The organism is Bradyrhizobium sp. UBA2491 (genome assembly GCF_002341725.1).
In the GTDB taxonomy this organism is placed as follows: Bacteria; Pseudomonadota; Alphaproteobacteria; order Rhizobiales; family Xanthobacteraceae; genus Bradyrhizobium.
This window is the reverse complement of record NZ_DDOP01000078.1, coordinates 243,421-260,452: the sequence shown is the minus strand read 5'-3', so window position 1 is coordinate 260,452 and position 17,032 is coordinate 243,421. Positions and strand designations below refer to the sequence as shown.

At 65.9% G+C, this 17,032-nt stretch carries 14 protein-coding genes; 13 read left to right on the top strand and 1 reads right to left on the bottom strand.

Annotated features, from left to right (window positions below; genetic code table 11):
- The first annotated feature begins 11 nt into the window (after positions 1-11).
- From murG to murC, 4 genes are read left to right on the top strand one after another with little or no spacing between them, the layout of a single operon-like run.
- The gene (gene murG, locus B2W55_RS26625; protein WP_024580052.1) at positions 12-1,112 is read left to right on the top strand and encodes an undecaprenyldiphospho-muramoylpentapeptide beta-N-acetylglucosaminyltransferase; all 1,101 of its coding nucleotides are present in this window, start codon (positions 12-14) and stop codon (positions 1,110-1,112) included.
- A gap of 37 nt (positions 1,113-1,149) precedes the next feature.
- Positions 1,150-1,989, top strand: a complete 840-nt coding sequence (locus B2W55_RS26620; RefSeq protein ID WP_024580053.1) for a class I SAM-dependent methyltransferase — start codon at positions 1,150-1,152, stop codon at positions 1,987-1,989.
- A gap of 18 nt (positions 1,990-2,007) precedes the next feature.
- Positions 2,008-2,190: a hypothetical protein gene (locus tag B2W55_RS26615; RefSeq protein ID WP_145987254.1), complete on the top strand. Its 183-nt coding sequence runs from the start codon at positions 2,008-2,010 to the stop codon at positions 2,188-2,190.
- A gap of 16 nt (positions 2,191-2,206) precedes the next feature.
- Positions 2,207-3,610 (top strand): UDP-N-acetylmuramate--L-alanine ligase, encoded by a 1,404-nt coding sequence (gene murC, locus B2W55_RS26610; RefSeq protein WP_024580054.1) that lies wholly within the window; start codon positions 2,207-2,209, stop codon positions 3,608-3,610.
- A gap of 56 nt (positions 3,611-3,666) precedes the next feature.
- Here the strand turns inward: murC and B2W55_RS26605 are convergent, their stop codons facing one another.
- Entirely contained in the window at positions 3,667-4,002 is a 336-nt protein-coding gene (locus B2W55_RS26605) for a GIY-YIG nuclease family protein (RefSeq protein WP_024580055.1), read from the bottom strand.
- 20 nt (positions 4,003-4,022) lie between these two features.
- Between B2W55_RS26605 and murB the strand changes: the two genes are divergently transcribed.
- From murB to ligA, 9 genes are all read left to right on the top strand, one after another.
- Positions 4,023-4,943, top strand: a complete 921-nt coding sequence (gene murB / locus B2W55_RS26600; RefSeq protein WP_024580056.1) for a UDP-N-acetylmuramate dehydrogenase — start codon at positions 4,023-4,025, stop codon at positions 4,941-4,943.
- 125 nt (positions 4,944-5,068) lie between these two features.
- Complete coding sequence (locus tag B2W55_RS26595; protein ID WP_024580057.1) at positions 5,069-6,055, top strand: D-alanine--D-alanine ligase family protein; 987 nt, start codon at positions 5,069-5,071, stop codon at positions 6,053-6,055.
- A gap of 333 nt (positions 6,056-6,388) precedes the next feature.
- Positions 6,389-7,396 carry a cell division protein FtsQ/DivIB gene (locus B2W55_RS26590; RefSeq protein ID WP_024580058.1) on the top strand — a complete coding sequence of 336 codons (1,008 nt, stop codon included), beginning with the start codon at positions 6,389-6,391 and terminating at the stop codon, positions 7,394-7,396.
- A complete protein-coding gene (ftsA, locus tag B2W55_RS26585; protein ID WP_024580059.1) occupies positions 7,393-8,709 on the top strand; it encodes a cell division protein FtsA in 1,317 nt (438 codons plus the stop codon). Before B2W55_RS26590 ends, ftsA begins: the two co-directional genes overlap by 4 nt.
- An 89-nt stretch (positions 8,710-8,798) precedes the next feature.
- A complete protein-coding gene (ftsZ, locus tag B2W55_RS26580; RefSeq protein ID WP_024580060.1) occupies positions 8,799-10,577 on the top strand; it encodes a cell division protein FtsZ in 1,779 nt (592 codons plus the stop codon).
- Positions 10,578-10,927: 350 nt separating this feature from the next.
- Positions 10,928-11,890: a UDP-3-O-acyl-N-acetylglucosamine deacetylase gene (lpxC, locus tag B2W55_RS26575; RefSeq protein ID WP_024580061.1), complete on the top strand. Its 963-nt coding sequence runs from the start codon at positions 10,928-10,930 to the stop codon at positions 11,888-11,890.
- A 245-nt stretch (positions 11,891-12,135) separates the two neighbouring features.
- Positions 12,136-13,044: an outer membrane protein assembly factor BamD gene (locus tag B2W55_RS26570; protein WP_024580062.1), complete on the top strand. Its 909-nt coding sequence runs from the start codon at positions 12,136-12,138 to the stop codon at positions 13,042-13,044.
- Between the two features lie 13 nt (positions 13,045-13,057).
- Complete coding sequence (gene recN, locus B2W55_RS26565) at positions 13,058-14,728, top strand: DNA repair protein RecN (protein WP_024580063.1); 1,671 nt, start codon at positions 13,058-13,060, stop codon at positions 14,726-14,728.
- A 7-nt stretch (positions 14,729-14,735) separates the two neighbouring features.
- The gene (gene ligA / locus B2W55_RS26560) at positions 14,736-16,889 is read left to right on the top strand and encodes an NAD-dependent DNA ligase LigA (protein ID WP_024580064.1); all 2,154 of its coding nucleotides are present in this window, start codon (positions 14,736-14,738) and stop codon (positions 16,887-16,889) included.
- The last annotated feature ends 143 nt before the right edge of the window (positions 16,890-17,032 follow it).

The window sequence follows — 17,032 nt, the reverse complement described above, 5'->3', positions numbered from 1 at the left end:
ATCTGGAAACCATGGACAACGCGCCCCTGATTCTGCTGGCGGCCGGCGGCACCGGCGGCCATTTGTTCCCGGCCGAAGCGCTCGCCGTGGAGCTGATCAGGCGCGGCCTGCGTGTCCGGCTCGCGACCGACGGCCGCGCGCTGCGCTATTCCGGCCTGTTCGGCCGGGACAGCATCGATCTGGTGCCGAGCGCCACCGTGCGCAGCCGCAACCCGATCTCGCTTGCACAAACCGTGCTGATGCTCGGCTACGGCACGCTGGTGGCCGCCAACCTGGTGCGTCGGCTGAAGCCTGCGGCCGTCGTCGGCTTCGGCGGCTACCCGACCCTGCCGCCGCTGATGGCGGCGCGTCTGCTCGGCGTGCCCTGCATCATCCATGATGCCAATGCGGTGCTCGGCCGCGCCAACCGCTTCCTCTCCGGCCGCGTCAATGCGATCGCGACCTCGCTGCCCGGCGTGCTCGATCGCGATCCGGCGCTGGCCGGCAAGGCGACCACCGTCGGCACGCCGATGCGGCCGGCGATCCTGGCCGCCGCCGCAGTGAAATACACGCCGCCCGAGGTCGACGGGCCGTTGCGCCTGCTCGTCGTCGGCGGCAGCCAGGGCGCGCGGGTGATGAGCGATATCGTGCCGCCTGCGATCGAGCAGCTCGAACCTGCATTATGGAGCCGGCTGATCGTCACCCAGCAGGTGCGCGAAGAGGACATGGCGCGGGTGCGCGCGGTCTACGACCGCCTCAAGATCAACGCCGAGCTCGCGCCGTTCTTCGCCGATCTGCCGGCGCGGCTGGCCTCGAGCCAGCTCGTGATCTCGCGCTCCGGCGCCGGCACCGTCGCCGAGCTCGCCTCGATCGGGCGTCCGTCGATCCTGGTGCCGCTGCCGGGTGCGATCGATCAGGACCAGTTCGCCAATGCCGGCGTGCTGTCGCAGGCGAATGGCGCGCTGCGTATCAAGCAGAGCGACTTCACGCCGGAACGGCTGGCGCGCGAGATCTCGGCCTTCGCCGCCGAGCCCCAGAGGCTGACCGCGATGGCGGAGGCCGCGCGCGGTGTCGGACGGCTCGACGCCGCCGAGCGGCTCGCCGATCTGGTCGCGAAGGTGGCCGGGATTTGATGTGCCAATCCGGCAGGACGCCGGGGGAGACTTGAGCATGACGGGTCTGTTGATTCACTCCGTCTCTGAATTCTCGGACCTGATCCTTGAGGCGTTGCGCCTCGCGGATGCGCGCGACATCGTCGAGATCGGTGCGGAGTATGGCGGCATGTCGGCGCTGCTCGCCGATCACTGCCGCATCCGCGGCGGCCAGCTCACCAGCGTCGATCCCGCGCCGAAGCGCGAATTCCTCGATTGGGTGGCGACCAGTCCGGATGTGCGTCACGTTGCAAAGACCAGCCTCGAAGCATTCTGCGAACTGGACGCACCCGATGCCTGGATCGTCGATGGCGACCACAACTGGTACACCGTCTATCACGAGCTCGGGCAGATCGAGGCGATCAGCCGCCGCGTCGGCAAGCCGGTGCTGGCGTTCCTGCACGATGTCGGCTGGCCCTGCGGGCGGCGCGACATGTATTATGCGCCCGAACAGATTCCGGCTGAGTATCGCCATCCGCACAGTTTCGATGCGGGTGCAGTGCTGGACCGCCCCGCGCTGGTCGAGGGCCGCGGATTTCGCGGCGGGGGCCTTGCCGCATTCGCCAACGTCTCCGGCGGCGCGCGTAATGGCGTGATGACGGCGATCGACGACTTCCTGGCCGAGCAGCTCGCGCAGGGCAGGGAGTTCGGCTTCGCCGAGATCCCGGCCGTGTTCGGTCTCGGCGTGCTGTTCGACATGAACGCCGCCTGGAGTGGGCCGCTCGCCGAACTCGTGCTGCCCTATCACCAGAACAAGCTGCTGCGCGTGCTCGAGACCAACCGGCTGCGCAACTATCTTCGCGTCATCGAGATGCAGGACGAGGCCGCGGCGCGCGCTGCGCGGCCGGGAGCGGCATAGGCGGCGAGGATGCTCCTGATGTCGGATCGCGACCATTGGCCGGTAGCTGACAACAGCGACATTTCCGCGGCCGAAGACCGGAAAAAGCCCTTGTCACGCATGGGAAAAGCGGGGCATCCAGTGGTCTGCGCTGCCGATTTGAGCCGCGCGAAGAAGCTGGATCGATCGCCCCGTGGCGAGCCCGCATTGGGCAGACGATGAGATCAGGAACCGGATCATGAGACTGCCGCGCGAGATCGGACCCATTCATTTCGTCGGGATCGGCGGCATCGGCATGAGCGGCATCGCCGAGGTGCTGATCAATCTCGGCTACACCGTGCAGGGCTCGGACGCGTCGGACAATTACAATCTCGACCGGCTGCGCAAGAGGGGCGCCAAGGTTTCGGTCGGCCACGCCGCCGAGAATGTCGACGGCGCCGCGGTCGTCGTGGTCTCGACCGCGATCAAGCGCGACAATCCCGAATTGATGGCGGCGCGCGCGCGGCGCGTTCCGGTGGTGCGGCGCGCCGAGATGCTGGCGGAATTGATGCGGCTGAAAAGCTGCGTCGCGATCGCCGGCACCCATGGCAAGACCACGACGACGACGATGGTGGCGACCTTGCTCGACGCCGGCGGGCTCGATCCGACCGTGATCAATGGCGGCATCATCAATGCCTATGGGTCCAATGCGCGGCTCGGGGCCGGCGACTGGATGGTGGTCGAAGCCGATGAGAGCGACGGCACCTTCCTGAAGCTGCCGTCCGATGTCGTGATCGTCACCAACATCGATCCCGAGCACCTCGATCACTTCAAGACCTTCGAGGCGATCCAGGATGCATTCCGCAATTTCGTCGAGAACGTTCCGTTCTACGGCTTCGCCGTGATGTGCACCGATCACCCCGTGGTGCAGGCGCTGGTCGGCAGGATCGAGGATCGCCGCATCATCACCTATGGGCAGAACCCGCAGGCCGATGCGCAGCTGCTGGACCTCACGCCGATGGGCGGCGGCTCGAAATTCAAGGTGGCGATCCGCGATCGCAAGACCGGCGCGACGCGTGAGATTGCCGACATCATGCTGCCGATGCCGGGACGGCACAATGCATCCAACGCAACCGCGGCGATCGCGGTCGCGCATGAGCTTGGCGTGTCCGACGACATCATCCGCCAGGCGATGGCCGGCTTCGGCGGCGTCAAGCGGCGCTTCACCAAGACCGGCGAGACCAACGGCGTCACCGTGATCGACGATTACGGCCATCACCCGGTCGAGATCGCGGCCGTGCTGAAGGCCGCCCGCGAATCCACCAACGGCAAGATCATCGCCGTGGTGCAGCCGCATCGCTACACCCGCCTGCAATCGTTGTTCGAGGAATTCTGTACCTGCTTCAACGATGCCGATGCGGTTGTGGTGGCGGAGGTCTATGCGGCCGGCGAGGCGCCGATCCCGGGCATCGACCGCGACCACTTCGCCGCCGGCCTGCGCGCCCACGGCCATCGCAACGTTGTCCCGCTGCCGAACGCCGGCGAGCTCGCCAAGATCGTGCACGGCCTTGCCAAGTCCGGCGACCTCGTGGTCTGCCTCGGCGCCGGCAACATCACGCAATGGGCCTACGCCTTGCCGGGCGAATTGAAGGCTTTGAGGTGATGGAAGTCTCCTGTTCATCCCCGTCATGGCCGGGCTTGTCCCGGCCATCCACGTCTTCACTGCACTATCGAGTCGTAGAGGTCGTCCCAGTTTGGGTTTGTCGCGATAATCTTGCGGACTTTCCAAGCGCGAGGCCAATGCTTGATAGTATGTTCGCGCTGAATGGCAGTGCGGATATCGTCAAATTGCTCGAAGTAGACCAGCTGTTTCAGTCCGTAGCGTTTGGTAAATCCATCAACAAAGCCCGAACGATGCTCGAATATCCGGCGGACGAGATCGCTTGTCACTCCGACGTACAGCACGCCGTTCGGACGATTGGTCAGAAAATAGACGTATCCACCTGTCATGCGGAGATACTGCAAGACGTGGATGGCCGGGACAAGCCCGGCCATGACGGATGGAGAGGTCATATATGACCTTCCCCGACATCACGCCCGACCTGAAAGCCGCGATGCCGGAGCTGCGCGGGCGGTTGCTCGCCAACCAGTCGATGGCTGAACTGACCTGGTTTCGCGTCGGCGGTCCGGCGCAGGTGCTGTTCACGCCGGCCGATGAGGATGATCTCGCTTATTTCCTGAAGCGCCTGCCGCAGGAGCTGCCGGTCTATGTCGTCGGCGTCGGCTCCAATCTGATCGTGCGCGACGGCGGCATGCCTGGGGTCGTGATCCGGCTCGCGCCGCGCGCGTTCGGTGAGACCAGCGCGGCCGGCGAGGTCGTCAGCGCCGGCGCTGCGGCGCTCGACAAGCGCGTCGCGGAAACGGCGGCGGCCGCTGGCATCGGCGGCATGGAGTTCTTCTTCGGCATTCCCGGCACGGTCGGCGGCGCGCTGCGCATGAACGCCGGCGCCAATGGTGGCGAGACCAAGGACGTGCTGGTGGAGGCGACCGGCATCGGCCGCGACGGCACCAAGCATGTGTTCGGCAATGCCGACATGAAGTTCGTTTATCGCAACAGCGGCGTCGATCCGTCTGTTGTGTTCACGTCGGCGCGCTTCCGCGGCAGCATCACCGATCCGGATGCGATCCGTGCCCGCATGAACGAGGTGCAGACCCATCGCGAGACCGCGCAGCCGATCCGCGAAAAGACCGGCGGCTCGACCTTCAAGAATCCGCCCGGCAACAGCGCCTGGAAACTGATCGACGCCGCCGGCTGCCGCGGCCTCAAGGTCGGCGGCGCGCAGGTGTCGGAGCTGCACTGCAATTTCCTGATCAACACCGGCAACGCCACCGGGCACGATATCGAAACCCTTGGCGAGACGGTGCGTGAACGGGTCAAGCAAACCAGCGGCATCGAGCTGCACTGGGAAATCAAGCGGATCGGGAATTCATCGTAGTCGTCATTCCGGGATGGCCCGAAGGGCCAGGCCCGCAATCCATAACCACGATCGTGAGTATGGATTCCGGGCTCTCGCTTCGCGAGCCCCGGAATGACGGAGATAGCGAAGACAGGCAAAAGAACATGCAGGTGACCATTCTGTTCGGCGGCACCAACAAGGAGCGGCTGGTCTCGGTGGCGAGCACGCAGGCGCTGCATCGCGCGCTGCCCGACGCCGAGCTCTGGTTCTGGGACGTCGACGACACCGTGCACGCGGTGACGTCGGAGAAGTTGCTCGGCCATGCGCGGCCGTTCGAGGTCGACTTCAAGCCGGCCGGAAGCGGCATCACGCTCGAACAGGCGCTCGACAAGGCGGGTGCCGAGCAGCGGGTGCTGGTGTTCGGCCTGCATGGCGGCCGCGCCGAGAATGGCGAATTGCAGGCGATGTGCGAGATGCGCGGCGTCGCGTTCACCGGCTCCGGCTCGGCGTCGTCGCATCTGGCGTTCGACAAGCCGTCGGCGAAGCGCTTCGCCGCGATCGCCGGCCTCAACGCGCCGCAGGGCATCGGCATCGAGCAGATCGACGACGCCTTCGCTCGACACGGCAAGCTGATCGCAAAGCCCGCGAAGGACGGATCGAGCTACGGGCTGATCTTCGTCAACGCGAAGCAGGATCTCGTCGCGGTGCGCAACGCCGCCAGGCACGAGGAGTATCTGATCGAGCCGTTCGTGTCGGGCGTGGAGGCGACCTGCGGCGTGCTCGAGCAATCCGACGGTGCGGTGTTCGCGCTGCCGCCGATCGAGATCGTGCCGGGGGAAGGCGCGTTCGACTACACAGCCAAATACCTTCTGAAGTCGACCCAGGAGATCTGCCCCGGCCGCTTCGCGCCCGACATCACCGCCGCGATCATGGACCATGCGCTGCGGGCGCACCGCGCGTTGTCGTGCGGCGGCTACTCGCGCAGCGACTTCATCGTCTCGGCCAATGGCCCGGTCTATCTCGAGACCAACACGCTGCCGGGGCTGACCGCGGCATCACTGTACCCTAAGGCCTTGAAAGCACAGGGCATTGCCTTTGCCGACTTCCTCAATGACCAGATCGAGCTCGCTCGCCGCCGTGTCCGACGGTAGGCTGGTGCGGTGGGAACCGGGCCGGCCCGGCCGGATGGAACCCGGGCGCTGTTGCTAAAATGCTAACGAGTTCGCGGCAAAGTACTCACAGCGTTGATCAAAACACGCTCCAGGCCGAAGTCATTTACCGTTTGTTTACCAGGAAGCCCGAAGGTTAACGCTGGCGGCGCATGTAGCGCTTGGCTGCCGGGGCGTGAGCTGTCGCGGATTACCGCTTCGAGGATCGCAACCAGGGAACAGGGGGCCACTCTAATCCCACCCGGTTTTGCCGAGACGTGATTGTGCCGGGACCCGCGGGGGTTTCGCGGGCACAACATGTGACGAGTTCGTGCAATGGACGGTGCAGGACGCCTCACCCGATCGGTGCGATCGCTGGGGCCTCAAGCTGACCTGAAAGCAGCCGCTATTGGAGCGGCGGTGCTGTTGCGCGAGTATGTCGGCGCCCATCTCGCACGCCGCCGCCGCCGTCCCGCCAAGCGGCCGCCGGTGATCGATCGCGAGCCGCCGAACCGCTACATCCTGATGGTCGAGCGCTATCTGCCGCGCCGCATCGGCCTGGTCGCGACGCTCGCGATCCTGTTCGGCAGCCTGGGCTTCGGCATCGTCCGCGGCGGCCATGTCGAGGAATTCACCACGGCACTGAGCGACACCCGCAACGCGCTCGCCAATACCGCGGGTTTCCGCATCACCACCGTCGGCATCAACGGCCGCAAGCAGCTGAGCCAGGACGAGGTGCTTGCGATCGGCGGCGTCAATGGCCGCTCCTCGCTGCTGTTCCTCGACGCCGACACGGTGCGCGCCAAGCTGAAGGCCAATCCCTGGATCGCGGATGCCACGATCCTCAAGCTCTATCCGGGCCGATTGCAGATCGACATCGTCGAGCGCACCGCCTTCGCGCTGTGGCAGCAGGACGGCCGCCTGTCGGTGATCGCCTCCGACGGCGCGGTGCTCGAGCCCTACGTGTCGCGCCGCTTCCTCAGCCTGCCGCTGGTGGTGGGCAAGGGCGCCGATACGCGCGCCCACGACTTCCTGGCGCTGCTCGACCGTTACCCGCAGGTGCGTTCGGTGACCAAGGCCGCGATCTTCGTCGGTGAGCGGCGCTGGAATTTGCGGCTCAAGGACGGCCTGGATGTTCGCCTGCCCGAGAACGACGTCGGCAACGCGCTCGCCGCGCTCTCCAAGCTCGACAAGGACGAGAAGCTGTTCTCGCGCGACATCGTCGCCGTCGACATGCGGTTGCCCGATCGGCTGATCGTGCAATTGTCCGAGGACGCCGGCAAGGCGCGCGACGAGCAGTTCAAGGACAAGAAGTCCAAGAAGAAGGCCGGGGACGCCGCATGACCGGTCTTGATCGCAACCTGACCCCGAAGACCCGCCCGATGCAGAAGCGCACCGCGATGGTGGCTTCGCTCGACGTCGGCTCCAGCAAGATCGCCTGCATGATCGCGCGGCTCAGGCCGTCGCCGCCGAACGAAGCGCTGCGCGGCCGCACCCATGCGGTGGAATTGATCGGCTACAGCCAGATCCAGTCGCGCGGCGTCAAGGCCGGCTCGGTGGTCGATCTCGCCGAATGCGAGAAGGCCGTACGCCATGCCGTGGCGTTGGCCGAGCGCATGGCCAAGGTCCGTGTCGAGTCCGTCCTGTTGTCGGTCTCCGGCGGCAGGCAGCACGGTCAACTGGTTGAAGCCGCGGCCGATATCCGCGGCGGCTCGGTCACCTCCGACGATATCAGCCGGGTCACCTCGGCCGGCATGCGCCACGCTGCCGGCGCCGGCCGCACCGTGTTGCACGCATTGCCGGTCGGCTACGCGCTCGACGGCGTCAAGGGCATCCGCGATCCCCGGGGCATGGTGGCGCGCCAATTCGGCGTCGACATGAACGTGGTGACCTCGGACGCGACGGTCGCCAAGAACTTGATGCTGGTGGTCGAGCGCTGCCATCTCAACGTCGAAGCCATGGCATCGAGCCCCTATGTCGCCGGCCTGTCGGTGCTCACCGACGACGAGGCCGATCTCGGCGCCGCCGTCGTCGAGATGGGCGCGGGATCGACGACGCTTGCGACCTATTCCGGCGGCCGTCTCGTGCACGCATCGGGATTTGCGCTCGGCGGGCAACACATCACGATGGATCTTGCGCGCGGCATCGGCGCGTGCATTGCGGATGCCGAGCGAATCAAGACGTTATATGGCACGGTGCTGACCGGCGGTTCGGACTCGCGCGAGCTGATGTCCGTTCCCACTGCAGGCGATGATCGGGAGACTCCGCAAATCGTGTCCCGCGCCACGATCGCGAACATTGTCCGGCATCGCGCCGAGGAGATTTTTGAAATGATCCGTGACCGGCTCGCGGATTCCCCCTTCGCGGCAGAGCCGAGGGCGCGCGTCGTGCTGACCGGCGGCGCCTCGCAGCTCACCGGCACCGTCGAGCTCGCCACCCGTATCCTGAACCGTCAGGTCCGCATCGGCCGCCCGCTCGGCTTTGGCCGGCTGCCGAACGAGGCGAAGGGCGCCTCGTTCTCGGTGCCCACGGGCCTGTTGGTCTATCCGCAATACGCTCACCTTGAACATGTCGAACCGCGGCGCACGCGGCAGCTCAGGACAGGGACAGACGGTTACTTCGGAAAGGTCGGACGATGGCTTCGCGAGGGCTTCTGATGACCGCACCCCGGCTCACTGCATTTTCACCAGCTCCCGCGGCCAGCGGCCGGGACGAACCAACGCGCGCATAATCGAGAGAGGCAACCATGGCACTCAATCTGACACCCCCTGACATCAGCGAGCTGAAACCACGGATCACCGTCTTCGGCGTCGGCGGCGCGGGTGGTAATGCCGTCAACAACATGATCACCGCCGGGTTGCAGGGCGTCGACTTCGTCGTCGCCAACACCGACGCGCAGGCGCTGACCATGTCGAAGGCGCAGCGCATCATCCAGATGGGCACCCAGGTCACCCAGGGCCTCGGCGCCGGTTCGCAGCCCGATGTCGGCGCCGCGGCCGCGCAGGAGGTGATGGACGAGCTGCGCGATCATCTCACCGGCGCCAACATGGTGTTCGTCACCGCCGGCATGGGCGGCGGCACCGGCACCGGTGCTGCGCCCGTGATCGCCAAGGCTGCCCGCGAGATGGGGATCCTCACCGTCGGTGTGGTCACCAAGCCGTTCCACTTCGAAGGTCAGCGCCGGATGCGCACCGCCGAGCACGGTATCTCCGAGCTCCACAAGGTGGTCGACACGCTGCTGATCATCCCGAACCAGAACCTGTTCCGGGTCGCCAACGAGAAGACCACCTTCGCCGACGCGTTCGCGATGGCCGACCAGGTGCTCTACTCGGGCGTTGCCTGCATCACCGACCTGATGGTCAAGGAAGGCCTGATCAACCTCGACTTCGCCGACGTCCGCGCCGTGATGCGGGAAATGGGCAAGGCGATGATGGGCACCGGCGAGGCCACCGGCGAGAAGCGCGCGCTGACCGCCGCTGAAGCTGCGATCGCCAACCCGCTGATCGACGACTCGTCGATGAAGGGCGCCCGCGGCCTTCTGATCTCGATCACCGGCGGCAAGGACCTCACCCTGTTCGAGGTCGACGAAGCCGCGACCCGCATCCGTGAAGAGGTCGATGCCGACGCCAACATCATCGTTGGCGCCACCTTCGACGAATCGCTCGACGGCATCATCCGCGTCTCGGTGGTCGCAACCGGCATCGAGCAGGCCGCGATCGCGTCCCGTGCCCAGGCGCCCGCCCAGCAACAGGGCGGCTCGCCGGAGAGCCGGCTGGCCGATCTCACCGCCCGCCTGCGTGCCGACAACCAGCGCATGGCCGAGCGTGCCCAGAAGCTCGAGCCGCCGACCGGCGTGACGGTTGCGCCGATTGCCGCCACACCCCAGCAGCGTCCCGCCGTCGAGCGCGCCGCGCTCGCCGCGATCGCCGCCGCCGTTGCACCGGACAGTGCACCGGTTGCTCAGGCGTCGATGCAGCCGGCCTCCTACGGTGACGTCACCGTGCGGCCGATCGCCCAGAAGCCCACGCTGTTCCCGGACCACGAGGCAGCCCGGGCCGAGCAGCACGAGCCGATGCCGCCCGAGACCTTCATCCCGCAGGCAGCCGAGCGGTCGCCGGTGCGCGCCCCGCGGATGCCGAAATTCGAGGACCTGCCGATGCCGGCGCAGGCCGAGATCCGTCAGGCCCATGACGGCGAGGCCGAGCACCCGCAGAAGACCCGGCTGTCGCTGCTGCAGCGGTTGGCCAATGTCGGTCTCGGCCGTCGTGACGAGGAGACCGAGCCGCCGATCGCGGCCCGTGCTTCCGGCCCGGCGATGCCCTCGATGCCGCCGCTGCCCGAGCGCAAGCAGGCCCGCAGCGTCGCTCAGCAGATCTCGGCGAACGAATCGCCGGTATCCGAATATGCGAAGCGCCCAGCTCCGCAGGGATTGGACGCCCATGGCCGTCCAGCACCTGTTGCCCCGGCGCCACAGGGCGATGACCATCTTGATATCCCGGCCTTCCTACGCCGTCAGGCCAACTGAAGTTTGTTACAACCTTGGCGATGAAGAAGGCCTCGGCGGGGAACCGCCGGGGCCTTCTCCTTTAGGCGCAGAGGCGGTTTCGTTGGGGCAACAACCAACTGATTTTAAATGATTAATTATTCTTTCGGTGGTCAGATGCGCGCTCGCCGAAGACCGTTTTCGCTGTCGCAATTTGGTTAACCTTGGGCCTGAATGCGGCGGAGATGGGGTAACAATCGGTAAAGAAGCGTGAGTTGGCGCGGTTTAGGGCAGTGACTATGGTCTGCCGTGACTTGGGGAGCTCAAGCGAGTCGGCCTTGGGGAAGTTTGGCCACTTGAATTGAGTGAAGTCGGGTAGTGGGCATTATCGAATGAAGTTCAGCCGTCAAACAACGCTTCGGTCGCAAGCCACCGTGACTGGCGTAGGCGTTCATTCTGGTCTTCCTGTCAATCTCACATTGGGACCTGCACCTGTTGATGCGGGTTTTATTTTTGTCCGCACCGGTCTCGATGGTGCCGACCGCGAAGTCGCCGCGACCGCTGACGCTGTGATCGCAACCGAGTTTGCGACGGTGCTGGGTGACCGCGAAGGGCCGCTGGTCTCGACCGCTGAGCACGTGCTCGCGGCGCTGCGCGGCATGGGCGTCGACAACGCCACGATCGAAATCGACGGCGCGGAAGTTCCGATCATGGACGGCAGCGCTGCGGCGTTCGTCGCAGCCATCGACCAGGCCGGTATCGTGACCCAGCCTGCCGTTCGTCGCTTCATCCAGGTGCTGAAGCCGGTGCAGGTCAAGATTGGCGACGCGATCGGCGAGTTGCGTCCGTTCGCCGGCGGGTTCCGCGCCGAAGTCGAGATCGACTTCACCAACAAGGTGATCGGCCACCAGACTTTCTCCTTTGATCTTTCGCCGGAAGGCTTCCGCCGCGAGGTCGCACGTGCCCGCACCTTCGGCTGCATGAATGACGTGGCGCGGTTGTGGGGCGCAGGCTTCGCGCTCGGCGCCAACTTCGACAACACCGTGGTGTTCGACGAGGCCCGCCTGCTTAACGCCGAGGGCCTGCGCTACGCCAACGAATGCGCCCGCCACAAGGTGCTCGACGTGATCGGCGATCTCGCGCTGGCCGGCCTGCCGCTGCTCGGCAGCTATCGTTCGGTGCGGGGCGGTCACAAGCTCAACAACGCGGTGCTGAAGGCGCTGCTGGCCGATCGCAGCGCTTGGCGCGTGGTCGAATCGGAAACCGCTCGGCGGCCCGTCCGTGGCCATGTCGAAGCCGGTGCCGGCATGGCTGGCGGGCTCGTCGCCCCGGCCTACGGCCCGGACGTGTCCTGATCGCCGCAGGCGGTCGGGCCCAATTTCCGTAATAACCACAGCAGACTGTGCGCTGCGCCGGGTCGCCTTATTCCCGGCGGATTGGCTCCGTATTCGGTTGGTCCACGGTCATTTTTCGGTTAAACAGGCCCGCGGTTGCCTCGATACGGCGCCAACGGCGTGAGAGATATTGCATCCATGATCGCGGTTCATGGGTGGAGTGGGGTCGCCGTTAACCGCATCAAAGGCGTCAGGTTTTACAATTCATGTCGGCAATGCGTATGGCGCTCGAACCACGCTATTCTTCTGACGTCTCCGGCCTGACCAGGGCCGCGCGCACGCTGCGTTTTGCGGTGGGCCTCATCGTGCTGGCCATGCCGCTCTCAGGCTGCGGCACCGGCGCGCTGTGGGACAAGTTCATGGCCAAGGACGACACGTTCGTCGATGAGCCCGCGGACAAGCTCTACAATGAGGGCTTGTACATGATGAACGAGAAGAAGGACCTGAAGGCCGCCTCGAAGAAGTTCGAGGAAGTCGACCGTCAGCATCCCTATTCGGACTGGGCCCGCAAGTCGCTGCTGATGTCGGCCTATTCGTATTACCAGGCCGGCGACTATGACAGCTGCATCGGCTCGGCGACGCGCTACGTCACGCTGCATCCCGGCAGCCCGGACGCGTCCTACGCCCAGTACCTGATCGCGGCGTCGCATTTCGACCAGATCCCGGACATCTCGCGCGACCAGGGCCGTACCGAGAAGGCGATCGCTGCGCTCGAAGAGGTGGTGCGCAAATATCCGACCTCCGAATACGCCACCCAGGCCAAGAACAAGATCCAGGCCGCGCGTGACCAGCTCGCCGGCAAGGAAATGGCGGTCGGACGCTACTACGTCGAGAAGCGCGACTACACGGCCGCGATCAACCGCTTCAAGACCGTCGTCACCCAGTACCAGACCACGCGCCACGTCGAAGAGGCGCTGTACCGGCTCACCGAGGCCTATATGGCGATCGGCATTGTCGGCGAGGCGCAGACCGCCGCCGCGGTGCTCGGCCACAATTTTCCGGACAGCCGCTGGTACAAGGACGCGTATAATCTAGTAAAGTCCGGCGGTCTCGAGCCGAGCGAGAATCAGGGATCCTGGATCAGCAGGACCTTCAAGAAGATAGGTCTCGGCTAGGAATTGTCCTCGCATGCTGGCCCGTCTGTCGATCCGTGACATCGTCCTGATCGAACGGCTCGATATCGAATTCTCCCCTGGCCTGGCGGTGCTGACCGGTGAAACCGGCGCCGGCAAGTCGATCCTGCTCGATGCCTTTGCGCTGGCGCTCGGCGGTCGCGGCGATGCGGACCTCGTGCGCCATGGCGCCGAGCAGGGCCAGGTCACTGCGACGTTCGATGTGCCGAAAGGGCACCCGGCGGCGAAGATCCTCGCCGAGAACGGCCTCGACGACACCGGTGAGATGATCCTGCGCCGCGTGCAACTCGCCGACGGCCGCACCCGCGCCTTCATCAATGATCAAGCGATCAGCGTGCAGACCCTGAAGGCGGTCGGCGCGGTTCTGGTCGAAATCCACGGCCAGCACGACGAGCGCGCTTTGGTCGACGCTTCCACCCACCGCCAGTTGCTCGACGCCTTCGCAGGGCACGAGAAGGAGGTCGCGGCGCTGGAAGCGCTGTGGGATGTCAGGCGGACCGCTGGTACCGCGCTCGACGAGCATCGCGCCGGCATGGAGCGCGCCGCGCGCGAAGCCGACTATCTGCGTCACGCCTCGCAGGAGCTGAAGGCGCTGGCGCCGAAGGAGGGCGAGGAGACCGAGCTCGCCAACCGCCGCACCACCATGATGCAAGGCGAGAAGGTCGCGACCGATCTGCGCGAGGCGCAGGAGGCAATCGGCGGCCCGCACTCGCCGCTGTCGGCGCTGTCGGCCGCGGTGCGCCGGCTGGAGCGACGCGCCGCCAATGCTCCTGGACTGATCGAGCCGGCGGTGAAAGCGATCGACATCGCGATCAATGCGCTGGAAGAGGCCGACCAGCACCTTCACGCCGCGCTGGCGGCAACCGATTTTGATCCGGCCGAGCTCGAACGCATCGAGGAGCGGCTGTTCGCGCTGCGCGCCGCCTCGCGCAAATACTCGACGCCGGTGGATCTGCTGGCCGCGCTGGCCGCGCAATATGCCGGCGACGTGGCGCTGATCGATGCCGGCGCCGATCAGCTCAAGAAGCTCGAAGCGGCCGCCGCCGAGGCCGACAAGCGCTATGCCGCGGCCGCCGTGAAGTTGTCGGCGGCGCGCAGCAAGGCCGCCGAGAAGCTCAACAAGGCCGTCAACGCCGAGCTCGCGCCGCTCAAGCTCGAGCGCGCCAAGTTCATGACCCAGGTCGAGAGCAATGCGGCCGCGCCGGGGCCGCAGGGCATCGACCGCGTCGAGTTCTGGGTGCAGACCAATCCGGGCACCAAGCCGGGTCCGATGATGAAGGTCGCCTCCGGCGGCGAGCTGTCGCGCTTCCTGCTGGCGTTGAAGGTGGTGCTGGCCGATCGCGGCTCGGCACCGACCCTGGTGTTCGACGAAATCGACACCGGCGTCGGTGGCGCGGTGGCGGACGCGATCGGCTCGCGGCTGGCGCGCCTCGCCGGCAAGGTGCAGGTGATGGCGGTGACGCACGCGCCGCAGGTCGCGGCCCGCGCCAGCCAACATCTCCTGATCTCGAAGGACGCGCTCGACAAGGGCAAGCGCGTCGCCACCCGCGTCAACGCGCTGGCGGCGGATCATCGCCGCGAGGAGATCGCGCGCATGCTGGCCGGCGCCGAGATCACCGCGGAGGCGAGGGCCGCCGCGGAACGGCTGCTCAGGGCGGCGAGTTAGGTCGTCCATGGCCACCAAGGCGAAGAAGGCGCTGGTCGACGTCGACAAGCTCACCAAGGCCCAGGCCAAGGTCGAGCACATGAGGCTTACGCTCGAGATCGAGGCGCACAACGAGCGCTATTACCAGAACGATGCGCCGACCGTGTCCGATGCGGCCTACGATGCGCTGCGGCGTCGCCTGGAGGCGATCGAGGCCAGATTTCCCGATCTCGTCACCAAGGATTCGCCGACGCAGACGGTGGGCGCAGCGCCGGCCCGCGGTTTCGCCAAGGTGCAACATGCCGTTCCGATGCTGTCGCTCGGCAACGCATTCAGCGACGAGGACGTCACCGAGTTCGTCGAGCGCATCAGGCGCTTCCTCAAGCTGGATGCCGATCAGATGCCGGCGCTGGTGGCTGAGCCCAAGATCGACGGACTGTCGCTCTCGCTGCGCTATGAAAATGGCGAGCTGGTCCGCGCCGCGACGCGCGGCGACGGTTTCACCGGCGAGGACGTGACCGCCAACGTCCGCACCATCAAGGACATTCCGCACACGCTGAAAGGCCGCAACGTTCCGGCAGCCTGCGAAATGCGCGGCGAAGTCTATATGCTCAAGAAGGACTTCCTCGAGCTGAACAAGAAGCAGGCCGAAGCCGACGATACGATCTTCGCCAATCCGCGCAATTCGGCGGCGGGTTCGCTGCGCCAGAAGGACGTCTCGATCACCGCATCGCGACCGCTGAAATTCTTCGCCTATACATGGGGCGAGATGAGCGAGCCGCCCGCCGACACCCAGCACAGCATGCTGCAATGGATGGACAGAGCCGGCTTCGTGGTCAATCCGCTGATCACGCTATGCAAGAGCGTCGATGACGTGCTGAAATTCTACGCCAGGATCGGCGAGGAGCGTGCTTCGCTCGGCTACGACATCGACGGCGTGGTCTACAAAGTCGATCGCCTCGACTGGCAGGAGCGGCTCGGTTTCGTCTCGCGCAGCCCGCGCTGGGCCATCGCGCACAAATTCGCGGCCGAGCAGGCAACGACGATTCTCAAAGGGATCGATATCCAGGTCGGGCGCACCGGGGCGATGACGCCGGTCGCGCGGCTGGAGCCGGTCACAGTCGGCGGCGTCGTCGTGTCGAATGCGACGTTGCACAACGAAGACTACATCAAGGGCATCGGCAACGACGGAAATCCGATCAGGGATGGCGTTGATCTCCGCGTCGATGACACCGTCGTGGTGCAGCGCGCCGGCGACGTGATCCCCCAGGTCGTCAGCGTCGTGCTCGACAAGCGGCCGAAGAGTGCGAAGCCTTACAAGTTCCCGGACACCTGCCCGGTGTGCGGCAGCCACGCGATCCGCGAGGAAGGCGAGGCGGTGCGCCGCTGCACCGGCGCGCTGATCTGTCCGGCGCAGGCGGTCGAGCGGCTCAAGCATTTCGTGTCGCGGCTGGCCTTCGATATCGATGGTCTCGGCGAGAAGCAAATCCAGGAATTCTACGAGGACGGGCTGGTGAAGTCGCCGGTCGATATCTTCACCCTTCGGGAGCGGGACGAGCGGTCGAGCAGTAAGCTGATGGAGCGCGAGGGCTACGGTGAGACCTCGGTGCGCAACCTGTTCGACGCGATTGACGCACGTCGCAAGATCGAGCTGCACCGGCTGATCTTCGCGCTCGGCATCCGCCATGTCGGCGAGGGCAATGCCAAGCTGCTGGCGCGGCACTACCACACGATCGAGAATTTCCGCGACGCGATGCTGGCCGCCGCCAAGGGCAGCGGCGACGAAGAGAACGGCACCGAAGCCTACCAGCACCTCAACGACATCGATGGCATCGGCGAGATCGTCGCCGATGCCGTCGTCGAGTTCTTTGCCGAGCCGCGCAATGTCAAGGCGCTCGGCGAATTGTTGCGCCAGATCGAGGTCAAGCCGGCCGAGCAGCCGCGCAAGAGCTCGCCGGTCTCGGACAAGACCGTGGTGTTCACGGGCTCCCTGACCAAGTTCACCCGCGACGAGGCCAAGGCGATGGCCGAGCGTCTCGGCGCCAAGGTTGCCGGCTCGGTTTCAAAGAAGACCGACTACGTGGTCGCCGGCGAGGAAGCAGGCTCGAAACTCACCAAGGCGCGTGAGCTCGGTGTTGCGGTGCTCACCGAGGACGAGTGGCTGGAGCTGATCGGAGAGTAAGGCGCAGCGCTGCCGCACTTACCGCTGTCGTCCTCCGCGAAAGCGGGGGACCCAGTATTCCAGAGGCCGCAGTGGTTCACCCGACAGGCCGCGGCGTACTGGATCCCCCGCTTTCGCGGGGGATGACGAGTTGAAGGCGCGCG

Excerpts from the sequence above, each read along its gene's own strand:
- murG (WP_024580052.1), top strand. The coding sequence starts at position 12 with ATGGACAACGCGCCCCTGATTCTGCTGGCGGCCGGCGGCACCGGCGGC.
- B2W55_RS26615 (WP_145987254.1), top strand. The coding sequence starts at position 2,008 with ATGTCGGATCGCGACCATTGGCCGGTAGCTGACAACAGCGACATTTCC.
- B2W55_RS26590 (WP_024580058.1), top strand. The coding sequence starts at position 6,389 with ATGGACGGTGCAGGACGCCTCACCCGATCGGTGCGATCGCTGGGGCCT.
- B2W55_RS26595 (WP_024580057.1), top strand. The coding sequence starts at position 5,069 with ATGCAGGTGACCATTCTGTTCGGCGGCACCAACAAGGAGCGGCTGGTC.
- B2W55_RS26620 (WP_024580053.1), top strand. The coding sequence starts at position 1,150 with ATGACGGGTCTGTTGATTCACTCCGTCTCTGAATTCTCGGACCTGATC.
- B2W55_RS26570 (WP_024580062.1), top strand. The coding sequence starts at position 12,136 with ATGTCGGCAATGCGTATGGCGCTCGAACCACGCTATTCTTCTGACGTC.
- murC (WP_024580054.1), top strand. The coding sequence starts at position 2,207 with ATGAGACTGCCGCGCGAGATCGGACCCATTCATTTCGTCGGGATCGGC.
- ftsA (WP_024580059.1), top strand. The coding sequence starts at position 7,393 with ATGACCGGTCTTGATCGCAACCTGACCCCGAAGACCCGCCCGATGCAG.
- recN (WP_024580063.1), top strand. The coding sequence starts at position 13,058 with ATGCTGGCCCGTCTGTCGATCCGTGACATCGTCCTGATCGAACGGCTC.
- ftsZ (WP_024580060.1), top strand. The coding sequence starts at position 8,799 with ATGGCACTCAATCTGACACCCCCTGACATCAGCGAGCTGAAACCACGG.
- ligA (WP_024580064.1), top strand. The coding sequence starts at position 14,736 with ATGGCCACCAAGGCGAAGAAGGCGCTGGTCGACGTCGACAAGCTCACC.
- murB (WP_024580056.1), top strand. The coding sequence starts at position 4,023 with ATGACCTTCCCCGACATCACGCCCGACCTGAAAGCCGCGATGCCGGAG.
- B2W55_RS26605 (WP_024580055.1), bottom strand. The coding sequence starts at position 4,002 with ATGGCCGGGCTTGTCCCGGCCATCCACGTCTTGCAGTATCTCCGCATG.
- lpxC (WP_024580061.1), top strand. The coding sequence starts at position 10,928 with ATGAAGTTCAGCCGTCAAACAACGCTTCGGTCGCAAGCCACCGTGACT.